The organism is Pseudomonas sp. UBA5568 (assembly GCF_002425525.1).
GTDB lineage: Bacteria > Pseudomonadota > Gammaproteobacteria > Pseudomonadales > Pseudomonadaceae > Aquipseudomonas > Aquipseudomonas fulva.
In genome coordinates this window covers 33,407-59,118 of the sequence record NZ_DIMK01000003.1, presented here as the reverse complement: position 1 = coordinate 59,118, position 25,712 = coordinate 33,407, and the positions used below count along the sequence as shown (strand labels likewise).

At 59.9% G+C, this 25,712-nt stretch carries 24 protein-coding genes and 2 pseudogenes; 23 read left to right on the top strand and 3 right to left on the bottom strand.

The genetic code is table 11. The annotated features are described in order from the left end of the window. Positions 1-12: 12 nt before the first annotated feature. The 23 genes and pseudogenes from B2S33_RS02025 to B2S33_RS01910 all read left to right on the top strand — a co-directional run bounded on the left by B2S33_RS02025 (position 13) and on the right by B2S33_RS01910 (position 22,076). Positions 13-504 (top strand): hypothetical protein, encoded by a 492-nt coding sequence (locus B2S33_RS02025; RefSeq protein ID WP_288649650.1) that lies wholly within the window; start codon positions 13-15, stop codon positions 502-504. 3 nt (positions 505-507) lie between these two features. Further along, complete coding sequence (locus B2S33_RS02020; RefSeq protein WP_288649647.1) at positions 508-849, top strand: head-tail connector protein; 342 nt, start codon at positions 508-510, stop codon at positions 847-849. Further along, positions 846-1,172 (top strand): head-tail adaptor protein, encoded by a 327-nt coding sequence (locus B2S33_RS02015; protein ID WP_288649645.1) that lies wholly within the window; start codon positions 846-848, stop codon positions 1,170-1,172. Before B2S33_RS02020 ends, B2S33_RS02015 begins: the two co-directional genes overlap by 4 nt. An 8-nt stretch (positions 1,173-1,180) precedes the next feature. Continuing rightward, on the top strand, positions 1,181-1,354 hold the full coding sequence (locus B2S33_RS02010; RefSeq protein WP_288649643.1) for a hypothetical protein: 174 nt from the start codon (positions 1,181-1,183) through the stop codon (positions 1,352-1,354). A 3-nt stretch (positions 1,355-1,357) separates the two neighbouring features. Continuing rightward, on the top strand, positions 1,358-1,858 hold the full coding sequence (locus B2S33_RS02005) for an HK97 gp10 family phage protein (protein WP_288649641.1): 501 nt from the start codon (positions 1,358-1,360) through the stop codon (positions 1,856-1,858). Next, positions 1,851-2,237 (top strand): DUF3168 domain-containing protein, encoded by a 387-nt coding sequence (locus tag B2S33_RS02000; protein ID WP_288649639.1) that lies wholly within the window; start codon positions 1,851-1,853, stop codon positions 2,235-2,237. Before B2S33_RS02005 ends, B2S33_RS02000 begins: the two co-directional genes overlap by 8 nt. 54 nt (positions 2,238-2,291) lie before the next feature. Beyond that, positions 2,292-2,786, top strand: a complete 495-nt coding sequence (locus B2S33_RS01995) for a hypothetical protein (RefSeq protein ID WP_049696026.1) — start codon at positions 2,292-2,294, stop codon at positions 2,784-2,786. Between the two features lie 40 nt (positions 2,787-2,826). Then, positions 2,827-3,156, top strand: a complete 330-nt coding sequence (locus B2S33_RS01990) for a hypothetical protein (RefSeq protein ID WP_145279049.1) — start codon at positions 2,827-2,829, stop codon at positions 3,154-3,156. 291 nt (positions 3,157-3,447) lie between these two features. Beyond that, the gene (locus B2S33_RS01980; RefSeq protein WP_288649637.1) at positions 3,448-3,915 is read left to right on the top strand and encodes a hypothetical protein; all 468 of its coding nucleotides are present in this window, start codon (positions 3,448-3,450) and stop codon (positions 3,913-3,915) included. 55 nt (positions 3,916-3,970) lie between these two features. Then, on the top strand, positions 3,971-7,363 hold the full coding sequence (locus B2S33_RS01975) for a phage tail tape measure protein (RefSeq protein ID WP_288649635.1): 3,393 nt from the start codon (positions 3,971-3,973) through the stop codon (positions 7,361-7,363). Then, positions 7,363-7,713 carry a phage tail protein gene (locus B2S33_RS01970; RefSeq protein ID WP_028686466.1) on the top strand — a complete coding sequence of 117 codons (351 nt, stop codon included), beginning with the start codon at positions 7,363-7,365 and terminating at the stop codon, positions 7,711-7,713. Before B2S33_RS01975 ends, B2S33_RS01970 begins: the two co-directional genes overlap by 1 nt. A gap of 36 nt (positions 7,714-7,749) precedes the next feature. Further along, positions 7,750-8,451, top strand: coding sequence for a phage minor tail protein L (locus B2S33_RS01965; protein ID WP_110607399.1), 702 nt, complete (start codon positions 7,750-7,752; stop codon positions 8,449-8,451). Positions 8,452-8,454: 3 nt separating this feature from the next. Next, positions 8,455-9,237, top strand: coding sequence for a C40 family peptidase (locus B2S33_RS01960; RefSeq protein WP_288649633.1), 783 nt, complete (start codon positions 8,455-8,457; stop codon positions 9,235-9,237). Continuing rightward, positions 9,234-9,818, top strand: a complete 585-nt coding sequence (locus tag B2S33_RS01955) for a tail assembly protein (RefSeq protein WP_288649630.1) — start codon at positions 9,234-9,236, stop codon at positions 9,816-9,818. Before B2S33_RS01960 ends, B2S33_RS01955 begins: the two co-directional genes overlap by 4 nt. 54 nt (positions 9,819-9,872) lie before the next feature. Then, positions 9,873-12,947 (top strand): annotated as a pseudogene (locus tag B2S33_RS01950) (host specificity protein J); the annotation flags it as partial. Positions 12,948-13,298: 351 nt separating this feature from the next. Continuing rightward, the gene (locus B2S33_RS21465; protein ID WP_349681298.1) at positions 13,299-17,447 is read left to right on the top strand and encodes a phage tail tip fiber protein; all 4,149 of its coding nucleotides are present in this window, start codon (positions 13,299-13,301) and stop codon (positions 17,445-17,447) included. After that, positions 17,444-17,830, top strand: coding sequence for a hypothetical protein (locus B2S33_RS01940; RefSeq protein ID WP_050587370.1), 387 nt, complete (start codon positions 17,444-17,446; stop codon positions 17,828-17,830). The genes B2S33_RS21465 and B2S33_RS01940 overlap by 4 nt, the downstream gene beginning before the upstream one ends. A gap of 205 nt (positions 17,831-18,035) precedes the next feature. Beyond that, complete coding sequence (locus B2S33_RS01935; protein ID WP_288649627.1) at positions 18,036-18,263, top strand: hypothetical protein; 228 nt, start codon at positions 18,036-18,038, stop codon at positions 18,261-18,263. Between the two features lie 57 nt (positions 18,264-18,320). Further along, positions 18,321-18,809 (top strand): glycoside hydrolase family 104 protein, encoded by a 489-nt coding sequence (locus B2S33_RS01930; RefSeq protein ID WP_288649625.1) that lies wholly within the window; start codon positions 18,321-18,323, stop codon positions 18,807-18,809. Next, positions 18,806-19,327 (top strand): DUF2514 domain-containing protein, encoded by a 522-nt coding sequence (locus B2S33_RS01925; RefSeq protein ID WP_288649623.1) that lies wholly within the window; start codon positions 18,806-18,808, stop codon positions 19,325-19,327. The genes B2S33_RS01930 and B2S33_RS01925 overlap by 4 nt, the downstream gene beginning before the upstream one ends. Positions 19,328-19,491: 164 nt before the next feature. Next, entirely contained in the window at positions 19,492-20,286 is a 795-nt protein-coding gene (locus B2S33_RS01920) for a DNA adenine methylase (RefSeq protein WP_288649620.1), read from the top strand. A 285-nt stretch (positions 20,287-20,571) separates the two neighbouring features. Then, the gene (locus B2S33_RS01915; RefSeq protein WP_288649618.1) at positions 20,572-21,582 is read left to right on the top strand and encodes an ABC transporter substrate-binding protein; all 1,011 of its coding nucleotides are present in this window, start codon (positions 20,572-20,574) and stop codon (positions 21,580-21,582) included. Between the two features lie 53 nt (positions 21,583-21,635). Further along, the gene (locus B2S33_RS01910) at positions 21,636-22,076 is read left to right on the top strand and encodes a pseudoazurin (RefSeq protein ID WP_288649730.1); all 441 of its coding nucleotides are present in this window, start codon (positions 21,636-21,638) and stop codon (positions 22,074-22,076) included. A gap of 350 nt (positions 22,077-22,426) precedes the next feature. Here the strand turns inward: B2S33_RS01910 and B2S33_RS01905 are convergent, their stop codons facing one another. The 3 genes and pseudogenes from B2S33_RS01905 to B2S33_RS01895 form a co-directional block, all read right to left on the bottom strand. Then, on the bottom strand, positions 22,427-24,547 hold the full coding sequence (locus B2S33_RS01905; protein WP_288649616.1) for a TonB-dependent siderophore receptor: 2,121 nt from the start codon (positions 24,545-24,547) through the stop codon (positions 22,427-22,429). Between the two features lie 286 nt (positions 24,548-24,833). After that, complete coding sequence (locus B2S33_RS01900) at positions 24,834-25,343, bottom strand: flavin reductase family protein (protein WP_288649614.1); 510 nt, start codon at positions 25,341-25,343, stop codon at positions 24,834-24,836. Positions 25,344-25,426: 83 nt separating this feature from the next. Continuing rightward, positions 25,427-25,712, bottom strand: a pseudogene (locus B2S33_RS01895) (methionine synthase); the annotation flags it as partial.

The window sequence follows — 25,712 nt, the reverse complement described above, 5'->3', positions numbered from 1 at the left end:
GGAGTCAATCTCATGGCCAGCACGAAAAAGCAGGACAAGGCTGACACGGTCGCGCCCTCAGCGCCCGAAGCGTTGCAACATCAGCTCGAGGATTCTCAGTCCCAAGACCGACCAGCCGAGCAGGGTTCGCCGCTCGATCCTGAGCAGGCACCGGCAATTGTTACGGTGAATGCCGACTCTGGCCTCGAGCAAATGGGGCCATTGCTCGTGGAGCAACCGACAGCAACCGAAGTATCAGCCTCTTACGCTGATGCAACTGAGGTCACGCAGTCGCGTATCGACGAGCAGCGCCAAGCAGTCAGTGGAGACCAGGTAAAAGCTGAGTCGACCACGATTGCGCGTACAGACCCGAACCCTATCAGTGTCGAGGTTTACCCAATGCGGACCTACATGGACGAGGGCGAACTGCGTCGTCGCGGCGGCCCAAGTTACCAGGTACCGCGGCGGCATGCTGAAGACCTAGAGCGCCGCAATCTAGTATCTCGCACTCCACTGGAGGAGTGATCCATGTCGCTGATCAGCATGGTCCAGGCACGCGCCCACCTGCGTGATCCGGACGATGACGACGATTATCTGCAGCTGCTGATCGACTCGGCCGAGCTCTCGGCAATGAACTACCTCAACCGCCAGGTTTACGTCGATGCGCAATCAATGGCAGAGGCGATACTGGCAGGTCTGGTCGGGGAGAAGCCTATGCTCAGCAACGCGCCGTTCAAGGCGGCGTGCCTTCTAATCCTGGGGCACCTCTACGCCAACCGAGAAGACGTAGTGACGGGGACCATCGCCACTGAACTGCCTCGAGGCTCGCAGGCCTTGCTGACCCCCTACCGGGTGGGGTGGGGCATATGAGGGCCGGGCCGCTTCGCCATTTATTCGAAGTCACTTTCCGTCACGAGGAGCGCACCAAGTCCGGTGGGGCTGTCGTCACCTGGCTCCCTGCAGCTCGTCCAAAGATGTGGGGTGAAGTGCGCACACCCTCTGGCCGGATCATCGCTGTAGCTGAAAAGCTCAAAGCGATAGTTACAGCCGAGATCATCAGCAGGCCTCGAGCTGAAATGGTGGCAGGCGTAAGGCTCACCCGCCGCGGCGTCACCTATCAGGTCGAGGCTGTATTGCCAGACAACGAAAACACGCTGATGAGACTTCTTTGCTCATCGGTACCAAACCCATGAGGTGAACCATGAAAATTCAAGCATTGGGCCCGCTCACCGGTGCATTCGGCGAGCGCGAAAAGGGCGATATCTTCGATGTGAAGAAGGAATACGGTGAAGGCCTGATCGCGCGCGGCTACGCGATTGAAGTCAAGGAAGAGGCAGCCCAGGAAAAAACAGCCAAGGCCCAGGCCAAGGAGTAGCCCATGGCCCGCCGCTCGAAGATGCGCGGCGATATCCGCTTAAGGCGAACGCTGCGCAACATCCACAAGACCATGGACAACGAACTGGCCCCGGCCATGCGCCAAGCTGCAGAGCGCATCTTGGCCACTCAGCAGCAGCTGATGCCGAGGGACACCGGCGCTGCCGCAGCCGCGCTGAGAATCTACGTCGCACCCAGCGGCCTTGATGCGCAGATCGGGATCAGGGGCAAGCGCGACAGCCGCAAGTTCTTCTACCTGCGCTTCATCGAGTACGGCACCAAGGGCTATACCGGGGGGAGACGTTCAGCCGGCCGCAAGCAGCGCGAAACGAACAAGAGCGATGGTGAGCACTTCTTCGGCAAGCACCCAGACATTCCGGCCCGGCCGGCGCACCCATGGCTTCGGCCCTCGATGGACGTCAACCGCGAGTATGTGACGGCAGATATCGAGGCAGCAGTACGCCGCACGCTGCGCAAGGCAAGCCAGGGGGTGGGCAATGGCTGATCCCTCGGTATCGCTGCAAGAGGCCATTTTTGCCAGGCTGCAGGCCGAGGTGAGCTGCCCGGTCTATGACGGTGCACCCATGGACGCTGACATGCCCTATGTGTCGATCGACCGCGAGGTCTCAGCCAACGTCAGCCCGATATCAGGCCGCAAGCGCGAGCAGCGCCTGCTGTACCTGTCGGTATGGTCTGACACGGTTGGCCAGGCAGAGGTGAAGCGCATCAACGGGGAGGTCATCACCGCCCTGGACGAGCGCCCGCTGCCGCTGAGCGTCGGCAGGGCAGTCTCTGTGCGCGTAATCCAGTCGGACGCCCAGCGTGACGCTGACGGGGTTACCTACCAGGGCTCGATCACAGTCCGCGTCATTACCACCCACTGATCCACCTACCGGCCGCACCGCGGCTTTATCCAATGTGCCTTTGGAGGAACCCCCATGGCCGATGACAACCTGAACACCGCTGCCGGCTGCCGCTTCTGGCTTGGCGGCAAAACTGGCGCTGACACCCAGACCCAATACGAAGCCGACACCTATGTCGAGGTGGGCGAAATCGAGGACCTGGGCGAGTTCGGCGACACATTCAGCAGCGTGACTTTCACGTCGCTGAAGAACGGCCGCGTGCGTAAGTACAAGGGCACCGCTGATGCTGGTGACCTGACGCTGACCGTGGGACTGGACAACGGCGATGCCGGCCAGAAGGCAGTGAAGGTCGCTCACAAGGACCGTAGCAAGGGCGACTACAACATCAAGATCACCCTCAACGATGGTGATCCCACCGCCACCCCAGTGGTCAGGCCGACCACCTTCTACATGCGCGGCAAGGTGATGAACAACACCGTTGCACCAGGTGCCGCCGACAACGTCGTGCGCCGCAACATCACCATCGGCATCAACTCCGATATCTTGGAGCTGCTACCTGCAGCCGCCTGAATAACCGGGGCCCTGCCCCGGCAATCAAGGACAGTGCTTTATGAATAAGACCCTCCACGGGACTTTGACCGTGAAACTGGGTGATGAGGAGTTCGTCCTCCAGCCAACGTTGAAAGCGGTGCGGGCTATTGAAAGCCGTTTTGGTGGCCTCCGCGGCGCCTCCCAAACCATCTCAGCCTTGAGCATTGATGGCTGCGCGATAATCCTGGCTGCTGGAGCCGGCCTGGAAGGCAAGGCTGCAGACGCTATGCCAGAGAAAGTGTGGCAAGCCGGCGTGCTGGGCGTTGCCAGCCAGCTCAATGCTTACCTGGTCGCGCTTTACAATCCACGCGGTGGTGATGAGGGAAAGGAGACAGCCGGGGAGGCGTGAGCGTTGTCGAGGATGGCAGCTACGTAGACCGGCTTTATGCAATCGCTACAGGGTGGCTTGGCTGGTCACCAGATGCAGCATGGCGCACGCCTCTTCCGGAGTTGTTCCTGGCCATGGATGCGCGCATCGAGTGGTCACAGATGACGAACCCCTTCGGCAAGGGCAAGGCTCAGCCAGGGAAGGGAAAGCCGAGTGCATCAAATGTAGCGGACAGGCTCAGAACCGCATTGACTGGGAGAAAGAGCTGAGCAGGATGTAGAATCTCCTGCCCTTTAAATATGGATGTTGAGCATGACTTTCCTGATGATTTTGTTCACGGTGGCCGTGGGTGTAGCGGTTTACATAATATGCTCTGTGATGGCAGCGAATTGGAGTCCTGCTGAAGGGAAGATCCGATTCACGCTAGCTATCGCAGCGGTAGTGCTTATTGGTGGCTGGTCCTGGTTTTATTCATGGAAGCATAGTCCTCAGCGTGAAATCGAAGCGCAAATTAAGGACTGCGGAAACACGACAATGGCTTTCGTCATGTCGCAGAACTTTGTGAAACAAAGGCTGAAATCTCCCGCGACCGCGCAGTTTCCATATGTAAACGATCAAGGTGTTGACGTTGTGCCTGATGGTGAGTGCGGATTCCAAGTTTCGGCATATGTTGATTCTCAGAACGGATTCGGCGCTTTAATTCGCAGCAGCTACCGTGCATCAATCTCATATGACAGAGCAACGAAGCTTTGGAGGGTGAGTGACCTAAACATCCAGTAGCGTCGATCCACTATCAAACCCGCCTCGGCGGGTTTACTTTTATACGGAGAATAGAATGGCCGATCAGCAAGTCCAGGGAATGCTGGTCCAAATCGAGGCCACTACCGCACAACTTCGCCGGGAGTTGGCTAATGCAGATCAGTTAGTCGCTCGCTCATCACAGAGCATTGATCGCAATCTGGCTCAGGTCGACTCTGCATTTGACCGCGCTGGCAACTCCGCTCAGCAGGCAGGTAACCTGATCCGCGGTGCATTTGCTGCAGTGGCTGGCGCCGGTCTGGTTGGCGGCATCATCAAGCAGGTCGATGCCTACGGTCAGATGTCCGACCGCATGAAGGCTGCTGCAGGGAGCGGCGCTGAATATCAGTTGGTGCAGGAGCACCTTCTGCAAACCGCCAATGAAACCTACCGCCCGCTGGCGGAGGCACAGGAACTCTATATTCGTACTGCCGGGGTAATGCGCAACCTAGGCTACGACACCCAGAAAACCCTGGATATCACCGACAGCTTCAGCTTTCTGCTGGTAACCAACGCTGCGTCAGCGGACAAAGCCGGCTCTGCGCTGGATGCCTATTCCAAGGCGCTGCAAACTGGCAAAGTCGAGGCTGACGGCTGGGTGTCGATTCAGACCGCAATGCCGACGATCGTCGATGCGATCGCTGCGGGTACTGGAAAAAGCGCTGAGCAGATACGCAAGCTGGGCGTAGAGGGCAAGCTTGCGCTGGACGACCTCAACAACGGCCTACTGAAGACGGTCGATACGAATCGCCAGGCAGCTGCCGAGATGTCGACCAGTGTGCAGGATGCGTTGACCAATATTGGAAACGCCATCAGCACTTTCCTTGGCAATATGGAAGAGAGCACTGGGGTAGTCGGCGGGCTATCCCAGGTTTTGTTGGTGCTGGGCGAAAATGTCGAGTTGGTCGCTTCGGCGATGGGTGTTGCCGGCGTGGCCGCGCTCACCAACTACGTGGCCAAGTCGGGCCTGGCGCTTAAGGCGGCGTTGGCCCAATACCGGGCAGAAGTCCAGAACGCCCAGGCTGCTATGCGGGCGGCTGAGGCTCAACGCATCTACGCCCAAGCCCAGTTGCAGCAGGCCGAGGCTACGATTGTTGCTACCACCGGCCTGCAGCGCCTTTCGATCGTCCAGAGTGAGCTGATCCCCAAACAGGCTGCGCTGAAGGCTTCGACTGACGCGCTGGCCATCGCCCAGGCAAACCTTACCCGGGCTGCCACCGGTGGCCTGCTGGCGGCGATGGGTGGCCCAATGGGCATTGCCATGCTCGCCGGTACTGCAGCGGCCAGTTTCCTGCTGCTGCGCGACAACTCCGACTCGCTGGAGAAGAAGCTCGGAGACCTAAACGACCCAATCGATAAGCTGGTTGAGCGGTTCGGCAAGCTCAATAAGGCCACACAAGCAGTGGCGTTGCGCGAGCTAAAAGGAACTCTCGAAGACACTGCCAGCGAGCTTAGTCAAGTTGCCGGCTCCATCGCTGACCGGTTTGAAAACAGCCTGCGCGACGTGGGTGCCGCAGGTGTCGACGGCTTTATTGGTGCCCTAGTGCCGCTGCCAGCAGAAGCGCAGAAAGCGCTCGACTTGGTTCGGCAGGCGGCGAATGAAGCGGCTAAAGGCGCAGTCGTGGATTGGAAGGCTGTGGCTGACCAGGTGCGCGGCATTCCCGGCGTCACAGAAGCCATGGCCCAGGCCATCGAGACCGGTCAGATCAAGGCCTCCGAGCTCAGTGCGCAGTTGCAGAACCTGCGCGCAAAGCTCGGTGAACTGACCGAGGAAACCGACCGTAACACGGCCTCTACCCAGGCAAACACTGCCGCCAAGATCGGTATGAGTAGTGCCGGGCAGACATACCTCGACACCCTGCAGAAGCAGCTGGGCGGCCTGCAAGATAACAATGACGCGATCAAGATCGCCAATCGCTATATCGCAGAGCACGCCGATCTCACCGACACTGACCGCAACGCGATCCTCTCAGCAGCGAGTGCTATCGAGTCGCAGAAGAAGGTCAACGACGCGGCCAACAAGGCTAAGCGAAAGGGTGAGTCTGAAAGCGAGAAAGCCGCAAAAAAACAGCTCAAGGACTTTGAGTCGACTGAGGAGGGATTCAAGCGTCAGATCCAGCTGATCAACACCACCGGCGACAGGCAAAAGGACGCCACCGAGGTCGCCAAGCTGTCGTTTGAGCTACAACAGGGCAAGCTTGGCAACCTGTCGAAGGCTCAGCAAAAGCGGCTCCTGGAACTGGCTGCAGAGCTGGACGGGCTCAACAAGATCAAGAAAGCCAATGAGGATGCGCTGAAGCTAAGCGCTTTCAAAGCTGCGCAGTCCTCTGGCACACAAACAGCCATCAACGGCTATGCGCAGGAGCTGGCGGGAATTGGGATGGGCGACAAAGCCCGTGACCGGATGCGTGCCGATCTGGCTGTACGGCAGAAGTACGTCGAGGATGTGAAGGCCCTCAATGAACAGCGAAATACGGGTCAGATCACCCCTGAGCTCTATGCCAGCCAGACAGAAGTTTTACAGGAAGAGCTGAACAAACAGCTGTTCGCCCAGCAGCTCTACTACGAGCAGGTCGATGAGCTGCAGACAAACTGGGTACTGGGTGCTCAGGAAGCCTGGCAGAACTATGCCGACGCGGCCACCAACTACTCCGCGATTGCAGCCGATGCTACCGCGTCTACTCTCGGCAGCGCTCGCAGTGAACTAGGGGCGTTCTTCACGGATGTGGCCACCGGATCCAAGGACGCCGGCGACGCATTGGCGGACATGGTGACTGGTTTCGGTAAGTCAGTGATATCGACCTTGGCCGATATGGCAGCTCAGTGGCTGATCTACCAGGCGGTGCAGCTTGTGGTCGGTAAAACCACTCAGTCATCTGCAAGCCTTGGCATGGTAGCTAACGCCCAGGCAACGGCCTTCCAAGCGCAACTGGCCGCATATGCATCTACCGCAGCCATCCCCATTTACGGGCCCGCTCTGGCGCCTGCTGCAGCGCTTACGGCGGCAGCTGCTACGGCCCCCATGGTTGCCGGGGTAGCCTCAACCTCAGCGATGGCAGGGGCAGGCTTCATGGATGGCGGCTACACAGGCCACGGTCGCAGAGATGAAGTTGCCGGCCCTGTTCACCGTGGGGAATACGTTTTCGATGCCGAGGCCACTGCCAGGATTGGTGTTGGCAATCTGGAAGCCCTCAGCGATGGGCGCATTGGGATGATCGGTCAGAGTTCGTCAGCTTCTGCTGGCGCAGAGCGCGCGCAGAGCGGTGCGCAGATCATCATCAACTCACCAATCAACGTGCAGGCCCAGCAAGGAGTAACTGAAGAGCAGGCGAGGCGTCAGGGTGAAGGTCTGCGAGAGGGCTTCGAAGGTGTCGTGCGTGATGTGCTGTATCGGGAAACCCAGCAGGGCGGCCTTCTTTGGAGAAAGTGATGACAGAGATCTTCAGCTTTGACGTTGAGGCCGAAGCTGACGGCGAGGTCAAGCAGAACACCTGGGAGAACAACTTCGGTGATGGTTTTGTCCAGGCAGGTGGCGTCGGCATTAACACCAAGACACAATCGTGGAGCTTGTCCCATACAGGCCTTCTAGTCGAGGGAGAGGAAGCCTTTGAGATTCGCAAGTTCCTAGACCGCCATGAGGGCTATCGCACCTGTTACTGGACGCCGCCCGGTGGTGTGCAGGGTCGGTACAGGGCTAAAGGCTACAAAATCAGAGCCCGTGGCGCTCCCAACCTGGTGACCATCAGCTGGACTTTCGATCAGCGATTTACCCCCTATTGACCCCGCGCTTGCGGGGTTTTCTCTTTCAGAGGCCCCATGACATTCGAATCCGATATCCAGAAGCTTGAGCCGGGAAACCAGATCCGGCTCTACGAGGTGGACGCCACCCGGCTGGGCGGGAACATCATGCGCTTCCATGGCCATGCCCAAGAGGGTGAAATTATCTGGCAGGGTCAGCTCTATTCGGCCATGCAGATCGAGGCCAAAGGCTTCGACATTCGCGGCGATGGCCGGCCTGCCACCCCGACCCTGCAGATGTCTAACGAGATAGCTGGCGTGCGTGGCGCGGTCACAGCGCTCTGCCTAGCGCTTAAGGACCTGGTGGGCTCCAAGGTCAGGGTCATCGAGACCTTCCGCCACTTCCTGGATGCTGCGAACTTCCCGGACGGAAACCCCGATGCGTCCAACCAGGCCCGAGAAAACCTCTGGTACATCGAGCAGAAGACCGACGAAGACCGCCAGCAGGTGACCTTTCAGCTGTCCAGCCCGCTGGACATGGGCGGCGTCATGCTGCCGGCTCAGCAGATCACCAAGCTATGCCGCTGGGCCTGCCGTGGGCAGTACCGGGGCGAGGCCTGCGCCTATACCGGCGCTGCCATGTACACCAAGCAGGACGAACCCACTGACAACCCGGCGCTCGACCGCTGCCCGGGGCGCTGGAAGAGCTGCAAGCTTCGCGGCAACACACGCCGCTTCGGCGGCTCCATGGGCGCAAGCCTGATCGTCAGCTCGAGGTGATCAATGCGTATCAACCATTCATTGCAGGCCGCGATCCGCGAGCATGCCGAACGCGCGTACCCGGCCGAAGCGTGCGGGGTGCTTATCAAGACCGACCAGGGCCGGACCTATGTGCCGTGCCGCAACCTGGCGAAAACCCCGCGGGAGAACTTCCGCCTTCACCATGAGGACTTGGCAGACGCCGAGGATAAGGGCGAGCTGCTGGCGATCGTGCATAGCCATCCTGATGCTGCGCCTACGCCCAGCATGGCAGACCGGGTGAGCTGTGAACTGCATGAGGTGCCCTGGGGCATCGTCGGCTGGCCAGGTGGCGACATGCAGTGGTTCAAGCCGTCAGGCTACCAGGCCCCGCTGCTGGGTCGGGAGTTCGCCCATGGTCTGCTGGATTGCTGGGCAGCCTGTCGCGACTGGTATGCCCGCGAGGCCGGGCTGATGCTGCCCAACTTCGAGCGCGATGACCTCTGGTGGGAACAGGAAGACGGCCCAAGCCTATACGAGGCCAACTTTGCGGCCACCGGTTTCTACCAGGTGGATGAGCCCCAGCGCGGTGACATGCTGGTCTTCATGGTGCCATCGCCAGGCCGGCCCTGCTTTCACTCTAATCATGCGGCCATTTACCTCGGCAGCCAGCCGGAGCTGACCAGCGAGCCGGCCGCGCGCCTGGGCGGCAGTGGGCCCTTCATCTACCACCACATGGCCGGCAGGGCCTCCACGCGGGAAGTCTACGGCTGGTCAATGGCCAACCGCTGCCGGCTGATCCTGCGGCACAAGGACTTTCAGCCATGAAGCGCAAGGTGAAACTGTACGGAGTGCTGCGCAAGCACTTCGGGCGTGAGTATGAATTGGATGTGAACAGCACGCGCGATGCCATCCAGGCGTTGTGCAACATGGTGCCCGGCTTTGAAAAGTTTCTGACCACAGGCGAGGAGCGAGGGCTGGTATTCACCGTGTTTTCCGGCACCCGCAACCTGTCAGCCGATGACTTGGACATGCTGGGCGACGACGCCGGGGACATCCGAATCGCCCCGATCATTCAGGGCAGCAAGCAGGCCGGGCTGTTCACCACCATCATCGGCGTCGTGCTCATCGTGGCTGGCTACTTCACCTTCGGTACCACCTCCGCCTATGGCGTGGCGATGATCGCTGGCGGTGCCGCGATGGCTGCAACTGGTGTTGTGCAGATGCTGTCGCCCACGCCGACAACCGGCAGCCTTGATCGCAATGAGGACGGCAACAACCCCAGCTACGGGTTTGGCGGTGCGGTCACGACGATTGCCCAGGGCAATCCCTACCCAGTGCTGTACGGCGAGCGCGAGATCGGCGGAGCCGTAGAGTCGGGGGGAATCTACCCGCAAGACCGGCTGTGAATATTGGCAACACACGACCCGCTTCGGCGGGTTTTTTCGTTTGTGGAGACTGGAATGGTCCAAGTATCGAAGCGCGCCCCGCAGCAGTCCCGCGCAGCACGTAAGCGCCAGGTTATGGGCAGCAAGGGCGGGGAGAAGAAGCAGAAGCAGCCCAGCATCGCTTCCAACAGCGTTCCGTCCATCGCCGTTGCCCGCCTGCTGTACCTGTGGAGCTGGGGCCCCATTGTAGGGCCGGTAAATGGGCTGCGCTCCGTCAAGCTCGATGGCACTCAGGTCATGGCCGACGACGGCACCATGAACTATCCGGGCGTGAAATGGCAGTTTCGCTCCGGTGAGTTGAACCAGGAGCGTATGACTGGCATCACCGAGTCGAGCAACGAGATTGCTGTTGGCCAGTTGCTGCTGACCACCGCGCCCTACGTGCACACCATCAGCAACCCCATGCTGGATGCCGTGCGCCTGCGTTTCTCCTGGCCACAGCTCCAGCGCCAGGACCAGAGCGGCAACATTGATGGCGTGCGCATCGAGTATGCGATAGACGTTTCGACTGACAACGGCCCCTTCCAGCAAGTCCTGGTGTCCGAGGTCAACCGCAAGAACGTCACCAAGTACGAACGCTCGCACCGGATCGAACTCCCTGCCGGTTCTCGCTGGACGGTCCGCGCCCGTCGTATCACCCCCGAGGCCAACAGCTCGCTGACCCAAGATGGGATGTACGTTGAGGCGCTGTCGGAGGTGGTCGACAGCGACCAAGAGTACCCGCTGACCGCTGTCAGCTGCGTGGAGTACGACGCCGAGCAGTTCGGTGGCGATATCGCCAAGATCGCCGTGCTGATGCGCGGGCGAATCGTGCGCGTACCTGCCAACTACAACGCGGAGACTCGTACCTACGCCACCAGTGGTATAGGCACAACGAACGGGGTCTGGGATGGGACCTTCAAGGAGGCCTATGCCAACAACCCGGCCTGGGTCTTTTATGACCTGGTGCTGCACCCTTACTACGGCTTGGGAGATCGCATTGATCCGAGCATGATCAATCGCTGGTCGCTGTATCGCATCGGGCAGTATTGCGACCAATTGGTGCCAGACGGCATGGGCGGCCAAGAACCGCGCTTCACCTGTAACCTGTACCTGCAGAAGCAGGCCGAGGCCTGGGCGGTGATCCAGGACCTGGCAGCCATCTTCCATGGCCTGGCCTTCTGGGACGGTAGCCAGATCACCGTGAACGCAGATCTGCCGCAGGACCCGGTCTACAACTACACCCTGTCACAGATCCTCGACGACGGCGCAGTCAAGTACACCGGCAGCAAGCTGCGCGAGCGGCATAGCCAGGCCATGGTGTCGTTCGATGACCCGGCGCGGGGGTATGACACCGACAAAGAGCCCGTTTTCGACGAGGACGCGATCGCTGAATATGGGGTCCGCGAGATCTCCGTAGAGGCGGTGGGGTGCACCTCGCGTGGCCAGGCCCAGCGCGCTGGCCAGTGGGCTCTGATGACCGAGCAGCTGCAACTCAGGGGGGCAACCTTCCACGTCGGCCTGGATGGCTACATTCCGAAGCCAGGCAAAGTCATCACCTTGTCCGACCCAATGCTCGCTGGGCGGGACAATGGCGGACGTATCGCCGCAGTAACGGGCCGCGTCGTGACGGTAGACCGTGACATCAATGTTCCAAGCGGCGCCCGCCTGCTGGTCAACCTGCCTAGCGGCAGGTCCGAGGTTCGCCAGATCCGTTCTGTGACCGGTCGCCAGATCACCGTGGTAGCTGAATTCAGCGAGGCGCCGCAGCCTGAGTGTGCCTGGGTGCTGGACTTCGACGACCTCAAGGACATGCAGTTCTACGTCCGCAACATCACCCGGCCGGAGTGGCACCAGTTTCAGCTGGAGTGCATCCAGTATGAGCCGGGTAAATTCGACGCCATCGACTTCGGTACCATCATCGATGATCGGCCCATCAGTGTGCTTCCGCCAGGCGTACAAGATGCACCCGCGCGCGTACTGATCGGCAGCCACTCCGCTGTGGACCAGGGCATTGCGGTCACCACCATGACCATCTCCTGGGATGCAGCACCAGGTGCTGTGGCCTACGACGTTGAATGGCGGTGGGGTTCGCGTGACTGGGTGAGGATGCCGAGAACTGGCCAGCTCACCGCTGATGTTCGTGGGGTCTATGCGGGTCAGTACTTGGCCCGCGTGCGCGCGGTCAGTGCCATGGACGTGGCTTCCATCCCGACCACCTCAGTCCTGACGGAGGTTGCCGGCAAAACGACGCCACCGCCAGCGGTCACCTTCCTGCGCGCTGAAAGCTTGATCTTCGGGATCAAGGTCACCATCGGTTACCCAGCTGGTGCCAGCGATACGCAGCGTGCAGAACTGTGGTACGGGCCGGGCTCAGACCTGGCCGCAGCCACAAAACTGACGGATTTGGCGTACCCGCAGGCCGACCACACTCTGCAGGGCTTACGCGCTGGCCAGACGTTCTACTTCTGGGCGCGCCTGGTCGATCGCTCTGGCAACATCGGCCCATGGTTCCCGGTAGACGGCACTGCGATTCGTGGCCAAGCCAGCGAAGACGCCATTCCAGTGCTTGAGCAGATCGCGGGCCAAGTTGGACGCAGCGAGCTGGGCAAAGAGATCAACAGCGAGATCGACAAGATCAAGCTTATTGACGGCAATGGCCCGGGCTCGGTGAATGAGCGCCTGGGTACTGCCAAAGCCGAGTTGGCCAAGCAGATCAGCGAGGTGAACAACGCCCTTGGCACCGTGAAGGGCAACCTTGAGCAGCAGATCACGGCCGTCAGCGCGGACGTTTCCGCTGCCAACACCGAGCTGCAGCAGCAGATTGCGAACGTCTCGGCTCTGGCCGGCTCTCTGCCTTATCGCAAGGACAAGGCCTACAGCGTCGGCCAGAGCGCCCTGGGCAGTGATGGCAAGCTCTACCAGGCCCTTAAAGCGGTACCGCTGAACACGCCACCGCCGAACACCACCTACTGGACCGATGTTGGCCAGGCGGTGGTAACTGCCAATGGCATGGCCGCGCGCGTCTCGAAAGTCGAAACCGATGTGTCGACGCTGGATGGCAAGGTCACCGCCCAGGCGTCTCAGATCAGCGGGCTGCAATCGAGCCTGACCACCACCAATGGCAATGTCTCGGCTGCCCAGCAGGCTGCTCAGGATGCGGCCACGCTGGCGGGCGGGAAGGGCAAGGTCATCGTTCAGTCGGCCGCGCCTGCCGTCGCTGATCGCCTGGCGCAGAATCTCTGGATCGACACCACCAGCAATGGCAACACCCCGAAGCGCTGGACCGGCTCGGCTTGGGTTGCGGTGACGGACAAGGTGGCCACCGATGCAGCCGCTGCTGCCGCTGGCGCACTGGCTCTGGCCCAGACCAAAGCCGATGCCTCGGTAGTCAGCAGCCTGACAACCCGCGTCAGCGATGCAGAGGGCAAGCTCACATCGCAAGCCAACAAGCTGGACGGCATGCAGACCAGCATCGACGGCAAGGCCAGCTCGCAGGCGCTGCAGCAGGTCACCAGCCGTGTGACCGCTACCGAGCAGAAGGATGCTGCTCAGGATCAGCAGCTGACCTCGCAGAGCCAGGCCCTGACCTCGCTGACCGACAGCGTGAGCAAGAAGGCCGACGCTTCAACGGTCCAGGCCCTGAGCAACGAGGTGAAGACCCAGGGGCAGATCCAGACCGCCCAGGGCCAGGCGCTGACCCGGATAGACACCAAGCTGCTGGCCAGCCAGGACAACTCGCCGACCAAGGTCTATCAGAGCGTGTTTTCGGACATGGCTCAGGATCAATGGGTGTCAACCAATTCGGGTGCCGGTTCTTCGGCATCGTTCGGTACGCCCACTGACATCACGCGGGGCGCTGCGCTGATTTTGGACGGCGGCGCCGGCAATAGGACCTGGTGGGGCGCTTCGACTCGCAAGATTCGCTTCGACTCGACGCGCCTGTACAAGCTGACCATTCGAGTGCAACAGGTCGCCATGGGTACCGGCTCGCCCGGCACCTACGCTGGCCTTGATTGCTACGCGGAAGACGGCAAAACCCGCGTCAGCACCATGGGCACGGGCTCGGTCGGGTCCTCTCACTACGTTCTGCTGAGCAACAGGAAGCTCGGCCAAGGTGAATGGGCTACCGCCGAGGTGTATGTGAAGGGCCATACCACTGGCTCGGAGGGCGGGGCAGCCGGTGCAGGGACGCTGGCAGACCCCAAGCGGCTCAAGGAAGGTGCTGCCTGGTTCTCGCCCATGATCATCGCCGGTTACTCGGACGTGGGCGGGCAGGTCGTTGTCGATTATTTCGACATCGAGGACGCCACCGAGCAGGCGCAGATCGACGCAGGCGCCACGGCCACGTCAGCCATTGGTGCGCGGGTTGAGCGAACGGAGCAGGGACTGAGCTCGCAATCCGGTGCCATCACCGTACTGATCAATACGCTGAATGCAACCAATCAGGAGGTGGCCAAGAAAGCCGAATCATCTGCAGTCCAGTCTCTTAATAACGTCGTATCACAGCAGGGCGCTGCGATCACCGCCAACGGCCAGGCCTTGACAGGCATCAATGCAAGCCTGAACAACTTGGGCGCCAGTGGCGTCAACCTGGTCCCTGCTGAGTACTGTGCGTTCACAAAAGACTTGCCGCCCATGTACTCCAACGGTGGCGTCAACGTCACTACAGTGGCTGATCCGCAAGCCCTCAAAGGCTATGCATTGCGGGCTGATAGTCGCGCCGTCGACTCTCACACCTTCGGTTTGAACACCGGTTTCAATGCGCCTGGTTGCAACATGGACTTCAAGCCGGGGAAATACCTGGTGTCCTTCTATGCCAGGACGGAGACACCTGGTCATGTTGTGGGGGCATACGCCCGCGTGTTGCTCGCGGACGGGACATCTTTCAAGACGTCAAACGCGCCCACCTTCGCATTGACCACGTCGTGGGCCAGGTACGCAGGCGTTATTGACCTGACAGACTCAGCCTACACCGGCACGCAGATGCAGCTGGCCATTCAAGGCAACCGCTCTGGGGTGGCCAACCGGGTCAGCTACTTCGACCGGTTCATGTTCGAAGCGGTGGTCAACGAGCAGAAGTCGCCGTCCACGTTCAGCATGGGCAACAGCTTCGACCAGGCCCAGGCGAATGCCTTGGCTAACACAGCCCTGACGGGTCGAGTAGAGCGGGCCGAAAGCGGGGTGACCAGTGTTTCCGGTCAGCTGACCGAGCTGAACAACAGCATCGGTGATGTCGGCGCGGAGAACCTCGTCTTTAACCCTTCGTTCGAGCGGGTCGACCCGGGCACGCCAGGAATGGCAGACGGCTGGTGGTATGACGGCACCGGCAGTACGACTCGAGTCCCGAGTCTGGTGCCGTCCTCGCTGGCATCGGGCACGGCCCAGCGACTGGACGTGACCGGCCTGACGTCGACCACCTGGGCCCGGTTCTACGTCAAGTCGCAGTTCCGGTTCAAGCCAGTGCCGGGCAAAACCTACACGGCATCGGTCTATATGCGCGGCACGGCGGGGCTGCGCATCTTGCCGCAGGTCTATGGGACCAATGAGGCAGGTGCCGGTACCGAGAGCTGGGCAGCGGCTCGCACCGATGCAACAGACGGCTGGGTGCGGCTGACCGTAACCTTCACGCCGGGCACTGCTACGACGAAGATTTACGCAGCGGTCGTGGTGTACGGCGGTGGTTCGGCCAACAGCGGCTTCATCGAGGCCGACCGCTATCAGATCGAGGAAGGTCTTCGGGCAACGGGCTGGCGGGACAATGGCCAGGTCAACAGCTTCGAGAGCTCGGCCTTGTCGTCCGCCGTGACTGGGCTGTCATCAACGGTATCGCAACAGGGCTCGACCCTGTCGAGCGTCAGCAGCAGGACGACCAACCTGGAGAACGCTGTCAACAGCACCTCCAGCGGTTTGCCGTCCAAAGCCAGCACCAGCGCGCTCCAGTCCTTGACCGGTCGCGTGACAGCGGCGGAAGGCGGCTTGACCGCTGCCAATTCGAGCATTACGCGGATCGGCAGCCAGGTCGAGGCCATCGGCGGGTCAGGGTCAAACCTGATGCCAGCGGAGTACTCCACGTTCACTGACTCGCTACCGGTCTTCCGAAGCCAATCCGGCTTAGTGTTCAGTGCAGTGGCAGACGCTGCGGCGTACAGCGGCAGGCTGCTCAAGGTGGAGTCTAACGCCGGGTCGGGCTGGACGTGGCTGGCAAATAGCCCCACCGACTACAACCTGCGCTTGGTAACCGGGCGACAGTACATCGTCTCGTTCTGGGCCAAAGGCAGCGCGGCCCATAACGTGGCGGTCCGTATGCGCTTCCAGAACACCGCGGGCGGCGAAAGCGAGGTGGTCTTCGCCAACGTGAACGTGGGCCTGGAGCTGGCGCGGTACAGCGGTGTGTTCACGGCTCCTGCCGCGCTGGCTGGGCCTGCCTGTGTGGTGCTGTTCACGCAGTCAGCAGGTAACTCCGGGTCTACGTGGTTCGACGGTTTCATGGTCGAGGAGAAGATCGGTGAATCGACGGCGCCCTCTGCCTTCACCCCTGGCACCTCAACGCGCCAGGCCGCTGGTCAAGCGCTTGCGGTATCGGCTTTGGATACCAAGGTTACGCAGCAGGGTGCCAAGATCGAGTCGGAGGCCAAGCGCACGGACGGGCTGTACACGTCAGTGGGTAACGCCAATTCAGCGATTCAGGATGAAACGACTGCTCGCGCCAGTGCCGACTCAGCCCTGAGCACTCGAATCAACACCGCCCAGGCGAAAGCCAATGAAGCGGCGGCGGCTGTCCAGAGTGAGGTGCAAGCGCGGGCCGATGCCGATGGCGCTCTTTCCAAGCGCGTTGAAACGGCCCAGGCAACGGCGGGTAACGCCAATGCTGCAGTTCAGCAGGTCGCTACAGCGCAGTCCGACATGAAAGGGATGCTCAACGCGCAGTACACCATGCGTGTGCAGATCAACAACCAGATGGGCGTGCACCATTGGGGCGGGTTTGGCATCGGCATCAACGAGCAAAACGGGGTGGTGCAATCGGCCTTCGTGGTCTATTCGGACCAGTTCGTGTTGCTCAACGCCAACGGGGGAGGGCTTTCGTCGCCATTCTCCGTGGTTGGCGGACAGACGTTCATCTCCGACGCCTATATCCGGAACGCGAGTATTGGCACCGCCAAGATCGCCAACGGTGCAATCGCCAATGCCCAGATCCAAGACGCGGCCATCACCAACTCGAAGATCGGCAACCTACAGGTGGACACGCTCAAGATCGGTAACGAGGCAGTGACCATCCCCCGTTACGCTGGCTATGCCCCTCGCTTCAACTGCAACGGGAGTTGGCAGACGCCGCTGACCATTACGTTCTACATGCCTCAGCCTGGCATGGTTTACATCAACTACTGCGCAACGTTCCTATCGAACGGCACCCAGTTCTACCAGTACCGCCTGGTCCTTGATGGAAACATGATCGCTGAATCTGTCGCGAACTGGTCGGACAGCTCCATCACCCTGGCCTCTGGACAGTACGTGGGAGCAGGCCAGCACACGGTCGATTTCTCGATCCTGGGGGCGGTAGGCGTGGTGCTCTCTTATCAGAACCTTATGGTGCAAGGAATCATGAGATGACCCAATCACCCCCAGCCGGGGAGGTAGTGCTCTACAACGAGCGCGGAGAAATCCGTATGCGGGGCTACATGTCCCAGCTCGAGGCGGAGCTCAACGCGAAGCGAACAGGATTCTCCTATCTATTCGCCCGGGCCAGCGAGCTCGAGCAGTTCGTCAGCGCGGGCAAGATCGTGCCTCGACCCAAGATGGCACTGCAGCTGGTTGGCATGACCCTTAAAGGCGTGCCCGCCAAAGCCGTGCTCAACATTGAGGGCGTGGAGTACACCGCCGACGGCAGCGACATCGAGTTGGGCTTCAGCCTGCCCGGCGAGTATGAGGTCGTGATCGACCTGTGGCCTTACCAGAGCGAGGTATTGAGCGTTGAAAATCGAGCACAAAAGTGACCATGCCAAAGCCCGGGCCACTGACTACCCGGCGATCGAGGAACAGCTGGACATGCTTTGGCACGCGATGGACCAAGGAACAATGCCCAAGGCCGAGCCGTTCTATTCAACGATCCAACGAGTAAAGCAGCAGTACCCCAAGACCTGACAGTCAATCACCCCTCAAGCCCGCCACGCGCGGGCATTTTTTTGCCTGGAGATAACCATGCCCTACGTAGCCATCAACCTGACCAACGATTACGACCCTGACAACAAGACCCGATTCAACACCCTGGAGCAGGCCAAGGAGCGCATTCAAGCCGGCCTGCGCCAGTTCCCCAGCCACCGGTTCGTTACAGCCGAGCTCCTCGAGGAGTTCACTGCCGAAGTCGTGATCACTGGCAGCGAGCCAGCCAAGCCTTATCCGGTACCGGACGAGAGCGCCGAGGCCTGAGCCCCACGCTTCACCATACAGCCCGCCCAGCGCGGGCTTTTTTCGCCTGGAGAAAAAATGGCCAGACTCACCGAATCCCAGGCCGGAGGTGCAAACGTGCTCCGATTCCTGGACCTAATCGCTTTCTCGGAAGGCACCTCTACCGTCAAAGGCAGCGATGACGGCTACAACGTCCTGTACGGCGGCGGCCTGTTCCAGGGCTATGCCGACCATCCCCGACGCAAGCTGACGTTTCCCATCAACGGCAAAAATGTCACCAGCACTGCTGCCGGGCGGTACCAGCTGCTCGAGCGCTACTGGGATGCGTACCGGATCAGCCTGCGCCTGACTGGGGGCTTCACCCCTGAGAACCAGGACCGCATAGCCCTGCAGCAGATCCGCGAGCGGCGTGCGCTGGATGACATCAAGGCTGGACGCATCCAGCAAGCGATCGCTAAGTGCTCGAACATCTGGGCGAGCTTCCCGGGCAACACCTACGGCCAGAACCCGCATCGCCTGGACAAGCTTCTGGGGCGGTGGGTTGAGCTGGGCGGGGCCCTGGCATGAGCCCCTGGGTCGGTCTGGCGGCTGGCTTGGTCCTGGTGGCCAGCCACTGGGCCGCCTACGAGCACGGCCGGAGTGTAGAACAGGCGCAGGCCGGCCAAATCTCGGCCCAGCGCGATAGCGGCGACCGTCTTGCGGAGGTGATCGGTGAGCGTGGCGCTCGTCAGCAGGAACATCAAGGCGCGCAGGCGCAGGAGGAGGCGAGAGCCAATGCCCATGATCAAAGAGTTGTCGCAGCTGCCGGTGGTGCTAGCGCTGACGCTGCTGGCCAGCGGCTGCGCAGCGACGCTGCCCAGTTCGCTGCCGCCGTCAGTTGCCCCGGCACGGATACCGCCGCTTTCGCCCGAGGCCAGAATGCCACCCGCGCCGCCATGGTGCTCTCCGACCTGCTCCGACGGGCTGATGCGAGAGCGGGAGAGTTGGCGAAAGCTTATGACGACGCCCGCATCGTAGCGAACCAGTGCGCCGCCGAGTACGACGCCCTGATCATGAGACGGGGGACCGAACGGACCCGCCAGTAATTCGAAGGCCTCATACAAAGAGAGCGGCCACCGGGGATGCGTCAACATCCCTGCTGACCGCCGGACCCGCAGACCATACCTGCAAGCCCAGCCAAGGCTCCCGCTCTGTGCACAAAGCACGGCGAGCCTAGCACCTGTTCATCCATACAGTAAAGGTTTGCAAATTGACCAACCCAATCATTCCCTGGATGGGCGGCAAGCGCCGCCTGGCTGATCGCCTTATCCCGCTGTTCCCTGCTCACGAATGCTACGTCGAAGTGTTCGCCGGCGGCGCTGCTCTCTACTTCATGCGGCCGCAGCCTGCGCCAGTTGAGGTGCTAAACGACCTCAACGGCGACCTGGTCAACCTCTATCGGGTAGTGCAGAACCACCTGGAGGAGTTCGTGCGCCAGTTCAAGTGGGCGCTGTCCTCTCGCCAGATTTTCGAGTGGCAGAAGATGGCCAGGCCTGAAACCCTTACTGACATTCAGCGCGCCGCCCGATTCTTCTACCTGCAACAACATGCCTTCGGCGGTAAGGTGAGCGGTCAAACCTTCGGAACGGCCACTACCGGGCCGGCCATCAATCTTCTGCGCATTGAGGAGAATCTGTCAGCAGCCTGGCAGCGACTGGCGGGTACCTACGTCGAGAACCTCTCCTGGCTCGACTGCGCGCAACGGTATGACCGGGCGCACACGTTCTTTTACATGGACCCCCCGTACTGGCAGACCGCCGGCTATGGCCTGGAATTTCCGTTTGAGCAGTACGAGCTCATGGCCGAGTTCATGCGCAGTTGCAAGGGCAAGGTGATGGTGAGCATCAACGACCATCCAGACATACGTGAGGCCTTCGCCGGCTTCCACATTGAAAGGACTGACATTCGCTATACAACAGCCAATCAGCGCAATGGGCAGGCCGACGTGACTGGTGAGCTGATCATCATGAACTGGAAGCCATCTGAACTGGGACAGCTGTTCTAACTAGCGCGCAGGGTCGAAGCTTGTCCTGCTCCATGCTTGCGTTAGCCTGTACTCTATAGGCCTGGATATGGACGTGCGCAAGTTATAGCGCTTTTAGAGGCAGGCGAGCCGCTTTTGAGACATCCGCTTGAGGCTTACCGCGACCTGCATGAGGTTAAAGACAACAGAACCCCGGCAGAGGAATCGGGCGTCTCCAGTTAATAGAGTAATGCCTCTGGCATGCGTGAGGTAAGCTGATGCCTATCCGTGCGGTTATCCTCCGCACCGTTCGATAGGAGATCGTCCATGTTCCCCCGCTTCGCCGCCATTGTCGCTGCTCTGGCTGCATCCGGACTAGCCCAGGCAGCCGCTACGCACTATCCATTGACGATCGTCAACTGTGATGTGCCGCAAACCTTCAACAAAGCTCCAGAGCGCGTGGTCACGATCGGCCAGGCAGGCACTGAGATGCTTTACGCCATGGGCCTAGCCAGCAAGGTTGTAGGAACTTCGCTGTGGTTCAACAATGTGCTGCCCGAGTTCAAGGTACACAACGATAAGATCGAACGCCTCACCGACAACGACCCAAGCTTCGAGGCCGTGGTCAGCAAGCGCCCTGAGCTCGTGACTGTACAATTTGAGTGGATGGTAGGGCCCCAAGGAGTGGTGGGTACTCGCGAACAATTTGATGATTTAAAGATCCCGACGTATCTGCTGCCATCCGACTGTGAAGGTAAGGACAACTTGGCCGGAGCCGACGGTACCCGCACCCAGCCATTTCGCATCGAGACTATCTACAAAAGCGTAAGTCAGCTGGCTGAAATTTTCGACGCGCATGACGAAGGGGCTGCACTTAATGCAGACCTCAAAGATCGCTTGGAGCGTTCCAAGCAGCAACTCATTGGCACGGACTTGTCGAATACTTCTGCGATGTTTTGGTTCTCCAGCGCAGATCTAGAGATCGATCCTTACGTTGCCGGCCGCCAGGGTGTAGCTGACTTCATGCTGCAGGCCCTCGGTGTACGGAATGTTGTGGAGTCCAACGAGGAGTGGCCGACTGTAAGCTGGGAAACGCTAGCCAAAGCTAATCCAACATGGATCATCATCGCCCGCATGGACCGACGTCGTTTTCCTGCCGATGACTATCAAAAAAAGCTTAATTTTCTGCGTAGCGATCCTGTGACCAAGCACATGGAGGCCGTTAAGCAGGGACGGGTTATCATTCTTGAGGCTGAGGCCATGCAGGGCGGCATCCGCCTGTTCCGCGGCCTGGAAACACTCTCGAGCGCTTTCGCTACCGGTAAAGCACCACAGTGAAACCTAAGGATGATCCGGCCGATCCGGATCGCCCCTACTTACCTGGAAATAACATGTTCATGCGTTCCTTTGCATTGCTGCTCGCCTTCCTCGCTCCAACTCCAGCCGCTTATGCCGACATTCATGAGGTAAAGATGCTCAACCGCGGAGCTGATGGCGCCATGGTCTACGAGCCTGATCACCTGCATATCGCGCCGGGTGACACCGTGCGCTTCGTACCGTCCCACAGCAGCCATAACGCGGCCAGCGTTCCAGCCCTGCTTCCTGCCGGGGCCAAACCCTTTAAAAGCAAGATCAGCCAGCCCTTCGAACAAATCTTCAGCGTGCCCGGACTCTACGGCATCCAGTGCATTCCGCACCTAGGGATGGGCATGGTCATGCTGATTCAGGTCGGCGATGCGGGCGCAAAGCAGCCGCAGCTGTCAGACGACCTACCAACGCGCGCCAAGGCACGCTTCGTTGCACAGTTGAAAAAACTGGAGGCTGATCGATGAGCCGTGGCAATTGAATTGCCTGGGTGCTGCATGGCTCAGCCTGAGCACGATCGCCTTCGCCGATGGGCCTGAACCTCACAGTCCTGCACAGATGCGGCTTCGATGTCGACGACAGCAACGTCGGCCGCCAATGGCGGCTATGCCATACCTGAGGTATGGCAAGGATGACAAACACTGGGACCGCGACCTGGAGGTGCGTTACGTGTGGTGCAGAGTGGCAAGGACAAGGACATTAAAGAGCCGGTGCTGGCGCCTCGCGATACACACGACGCCCGGTTGCAGTCTTGAAATGGCTTTGTATTGTGCAATACAAAGCCATTGTGCAAGCACTACCTAGCCAGCCGTTCAGGTCAAAGATTGAGGTTGACGCTGAACATCACATTTCGTGGTTCACCCGGCATCACCCAGTACCAGTCATAGCTGCGCTCGTAGTACTTCTCGTCGAAGATGTTGTTGACATTAATGCCCAGCGTAACTTGCTCGCTGACCTTGTAGTGCGCCAGGAGGTCAACAGTCATATAGGACGGCAACTCGAAGCCGCTGTCGGTCGGGCTGCCGGAGCGGTCCCCCACATAATTGACCGCACCACCAATGTCCGAACCCTTCAGCCAGCCATTCTGGAATTCGTAGACACCCAACAGGCTCCCGCTTTGCTTGGCGACACCTAGTAAGCGACTGCCTTTAGGCATATCAGGCTCATCCTTGGTGGTCTCGGCATCGATGTAGGCGTAACTACCGATCAAGCGCAGCGCATCGGTGAGCTGCCCGGTAACCTGCAGATCGATACCCTGGCTTCGTACTTCTTGTGAGGTCCGATTGTAATTCGGGTCGATCGGGTCAGCGGACAGAACGTTCTTCTTCTCGATGTGGAACGCGGCCAGAGTGGCATCCAGACGGCCATCGAAAAGCTCCAGCTTGGTACCCGCCTCGTAGCCAATGCCTTCTTCCGGATCGAATGTTTGGCCAGTGCGGTTCAGGCCACTATTCGGTTTGAACGTGGTGGAGACGTTGCCGAACAAGCCGACTTGCGGCGTCAGCTGGTAGAGCAAGCCAGCCCGGCCGGTAACTTCATTGTGCGTTTGCCGACTGTCAGTACCACCAGGACGCTGGTTATGGTTGTCCTGTTTAACACGATCCAAACGCACGCCCAGAACCCCACGCAGATCATCCGTAAGCAGCAGTTGATCCTGCAGGTTCAAGGCATAGCTTTTACTTTGCTCGGTATAGTCGGTACCAGTGTTGGCATCGCTTGGCTTGGGCTGCCCATAGACCGGATCGTACGGGTTGACACCATAGCTGTCCGGTGAATTGCTTGAGGTGACCCGCTGACTGAGGCGATAGTTCTCATACTCAACGCCGATCAGCAACTGGTGACCGATACTGCCGGTCTGTAGTTTGCCCAGCAATTCTGCCTGGCTGATGCTATCGTGCCAGTCCATATCACGCTGCCGGTAGCGGCGCTGCAGCAGGCTGCTGTTGATGCTGCTCAAACGCCGCGGCTCCGTGGCGGCGCCATTGAGCAGGCCGCGCTTGTAGTGGCTGGCCAGGCGCAACTGCCAGTCATCATTGAGGTAATGCTCCAAGCGTACCTGCAACATGTCGTTGTCGTTGTCGATATGGCCGTCATTGGGTTCGCCCAGGAAGGTCGAACGTGAAGGCGCCGAGCGACCATCCTGTGGCACGACGATGCCACGGTCGAAGACGGTGTTATTACGCACGAATTCGCTTTCGATCATCAGCCGGGTATCCGGACTCAACTGCCAGCTCAGGCTGGGAGCCACCAAGTATTTTTCGTTCCGGACATGGTCGCGGAAACTGCCATTGTTCTCCGACACCAGGTTGAGACGACCGAGCAGATTGCGCTGCCCGTCCAAGGGGCCATTGACATCCATGGTGCCTCGGTAACGATCCCAGCTCCCGGCGTTGGCGGAAAAGCGGGCGAATGTATCATCCTGCGGCTTTTTGCTGACCAGGTTGACTAGGCCACCAGGATCGCCACGACCATACAGGCTGGACGCAGGCCCTTTGAGCACTTCTACACGCTCAAGGGTGGCGCTGTCAGGGCTGTTGGGGTATCCACGGTTGGCGCTGAAGCCGTCGCGGTAGAATTCCGATGTGGTAAGCCCTCGGACACTGTATTCATACAGCGTCAAGCCCCCAAAGTTATTCTGCTTGGAAACACCACCGGCATAATCAAGTGCACGTTCGACATTCGAACTACCCAGATCCTGCAGGACTTTGGCCGGCACCACGCTGATGGCCTGAGGCACTTCGCGCAGTTCGCTGTCAGTTTTGGTAGCGGTGGCTGACCGTGTTGCACGATAGCCCTGCACCGGCCCATCGGCCGTTTCCTGATGGTACTCTGCATCCACAACGCTTGGATCGAGTTCAATCGTGGAGGCGGATTGTGCAACGCATGAGAAGCTGAGAAGCCCGGCAGGGATTGCCGATAAAGTGATGAAGGTGCGCACAACGGTAATCTCACGGATATTTGTTATGTGATAGTATTTCAATTGTGACGGATTTGAAACGTTCGCTGTACGAGGTACACCCTCTGAATCTTAAAGCGGATCCTGTCGCATATTGAGAGGGCGCGAGTGAAGCGTCGAAGCGCTTCGAGATGTCAACGATAGAGCCGCCCGTTGCCTGAAGGTAGTCAACGTAGTGGTATCAGTTACAGAGGATTCGCCCGTGAGGAGGCCCTGCTCACATGGAAGCGTCCCCAATCGCAGCCCTGACCGCCCAGATCGGATAAGCTCATAGCCTGTCGAGTGAGGCAAGGTTACGATACTCTCCCTTGAAATAAAGTAGTGGCTGTCGGGCGTCAACTTGTTGCAGGTTTATAGCTTTGACTTCGCCAATCACGATCAGGTGATCGCCCGCGACATGCTCAGCATGAATTTCGCAGTCAAACCAGTGCAGGCTCCCGGCGATGATCGGATTGCCCAGTGGCGACTCCTGCCATTCGACACCGTGCCACTTGTCCGTACCTCGCCGAGCGAACTGATTGGAAATCCCAACCTGCTCACCTGACAAGATGTTGACCGCGAACCGACCGGCCTGGCGTATCATGGGATAGCTGGCCGAACTGGCCATCACGCTGAACGACACCAGCGGCGGGCTCATCGACACGCTGTAGAACGACTGGCATGTGAAGCCAATCGGCTCGTCATCCGTGTGCGATGTGATCACCGTGATACCGGAGGCGTAGTGCCCGAGCGCTTGGCGAAAGCGCGACGGTTCGATGGCTGTGCTGAGAACTGACATGGTAGGTCCTGATTATTGGATGCCGGTCGGAAGTATTGACGAAGGCCTGCGGTAACCTTCCAGGAAAACCACTTCCGATTTCCTCAGTACCCGTTCGAGAGCTCTTTTCGTACGATTTCAGCACCGGCACTCAGCGCCTGCAGCTTGCCCCGTGCCACTCGACGAGGCAGAGGGGCCATGCCGCAGTTGGTGCAAGGTAAAAGCTTGTCAGCGTCGACGAACTGAAGGGCCTTGCGCAGGGTGTTGGCGACTTCTTCGGGCGTTTCGATGGCATGGTTGGCCACGTCGATAGCACCCACCATCACTTTCTTGCCGCGGATGAGCTCGATCAGGTCCATCGGCACGTGTGAGTTGTGGCACTCCAGCGAG

What these genes read in the sequence shown, in the direction of transcription:
- B2S33_RS21465 (WP_349681298.1), top strand. Translation starts at nt 13,299, where the DNA reads ATGCAGACCAGCATCGACGGCAAGGCCAGCTCGCAGGCGCTGCAGCAG.
- B2S33_RS01975 (WP_288649635.1), top strand. Translation starts at nt 3,971, where the DNA reads ATGGCCGATCAGCAAGTCCAGGGAATGCTGGTCCAAATCGAGGCCACT.
- B2S33_RS01955 (WP_288649630.1), top strand. Translation starts at nt 9,234, where the DNA reads ATGAAGCGCAAGGTGAAACTGTACGGAGTGCTGCGCAAGCACTTCGGG.
- B2S33_RS01965 (WP_110607399.1), top strand. Translation starts at nt 7,750, where the DNA reads ATGACATTCGAATCCGATATCCAGAAGCTTGAGCCGGGAAACCAGATC.
- B2S33_RS02015 (WP_288649645.1), top strand. Translation starts at nt 846, where the DNA reads ATGAGGGCCGGGCCGCTTCGCCATTTATTCGAAGTCACTTTCCGTCAC.
- B2S33_RS01930 (WP_288649625.1), top strand. Translation starts at nt 18,321, where the DNA reads ATGGCCAGACTCACCGAATCCCAGGCCGGAGGTGCAAACGTGCTCCGA.
- B2S33_RS01940 (WP_050587370.1), top strand. Translation starts at nt 17,444, where the DNA reads ATGACCCAATCACCCCCAGCCGGGGAGGTAGTGCTCTACAACGAGCGC.
- B2S33_RS02025 (WP_288649650.1), top strand. Translation starts at nt 13, where the DNA reads ATGGCCAGCACGAAAAAGCAGGACAAGGCTGACACGGTCGCGCCCTCA.
- B2S33_RS02000 (WP_288649639.1), top strand. Translation starts at nt 1,851, where the DNA reads ATGGCTGATCCCTCGGTATCGCTGCAAGAGGCCATTTTTGCCAGGCTG.
- B2S33_RS01925 (WP_288649623.1), top strand. Translation starts at nt 18,806, where the DNA reads ATGAGCCCCTGGGTCGGTCTGGCGGCTGGCTTGGTCCTGGTGGCCAGC.
- B2S33_RS02005 (WP_288649641.1), top strand. Translation starts at nt 1,358, where the DNA reads ATGGCCCGCCGCTCGAAGATGCGCGGCGATATCCGCTTAAGGCGAACG.
- B2S33_RS01935 (WP_288649627.1), top strand. Translation starts at nt 18,036, where the DNA reads ATGCCCTACGTAGCCATCAACCTGACCAACGATTACGACCCTGACAAC.
- B2S33_RS01910 (WP_288649730.1), top strand. Translation starts at nt 21,636, where the DNA reads ATGTTCATGCGTTCCTTTGCATTGCTGCTCGCCTTCCTCGCTCCAACT.
- B2S33_RS01990 (WP_145279049.1), top strand. Translation starts at nt 2,827, where the DNA reads ATGAATAAGACCCTCCACGGGACTTTGACCGTGAAACTGGGTGATGAG.
- B2S33_RS01980 (WP_288649637.1), top strand. Translation starts at nt 3,448, where the DNA reads ATGACTTTCCTGATGATTTTGTTCACGGTGGCCGTGGGTGTAGCGGTT.
- B2S33_RS01970 (WP_028686466.1), top strand. Translation starts at nt 7,363, where the DNA reads ATGACAGAGATCTTCAGCTTTGACGTTGAGGCCGAAGCTGACGGCGAG.
- B2S33_RS02020 (WP_288649647.1), top strand. Translation starts at nt 508, where the DNA reads ATGTCGCTGATCAGCATGGTCCAGGCACGCGCCCACCTGCGTGATCCG.
- B2S33_RS01915 (WP_288649618.1), top strand. Translation starts at nt 20,572, where the DNA reads ATGTTCCCCCGCTTCGCCGCCATTGTCGCTGCTCTGGCTGCATCCGGA.
- B2S33_RS02010 (WP_288649643.1), top strand. Translation starts at nt 1,181, where the DNA reads ATGAAAATTCAAGCATTGGGCCCGCTCACCGGTGCATTCGGCGAGCGC.
- B2S33_RS01995 (WP_049696026.1), top strand. Translation starts at nt 2,292, where the DNA reads ATGGCCGATGACAACCTGAACACCGCTGCCGGCTGCCGCTTCTGGCTT.
- B2S33_RS01900 (WP_288649614.1), bottom strand. Translation starts at nt 25,343, where the DNA reads ATGTCAGTTCTCAGCACAGCCATCGAACCGTCGCGCTTTCGCCAAGCG.
- B2S33_RS01960 (WP_288649633.1), top strand. Translation starts at nt 8,455, where the DNA reads ATGCGTATCAACCATTCATTGCAGGCCGCGATCCGCGAGCATGCCGAA.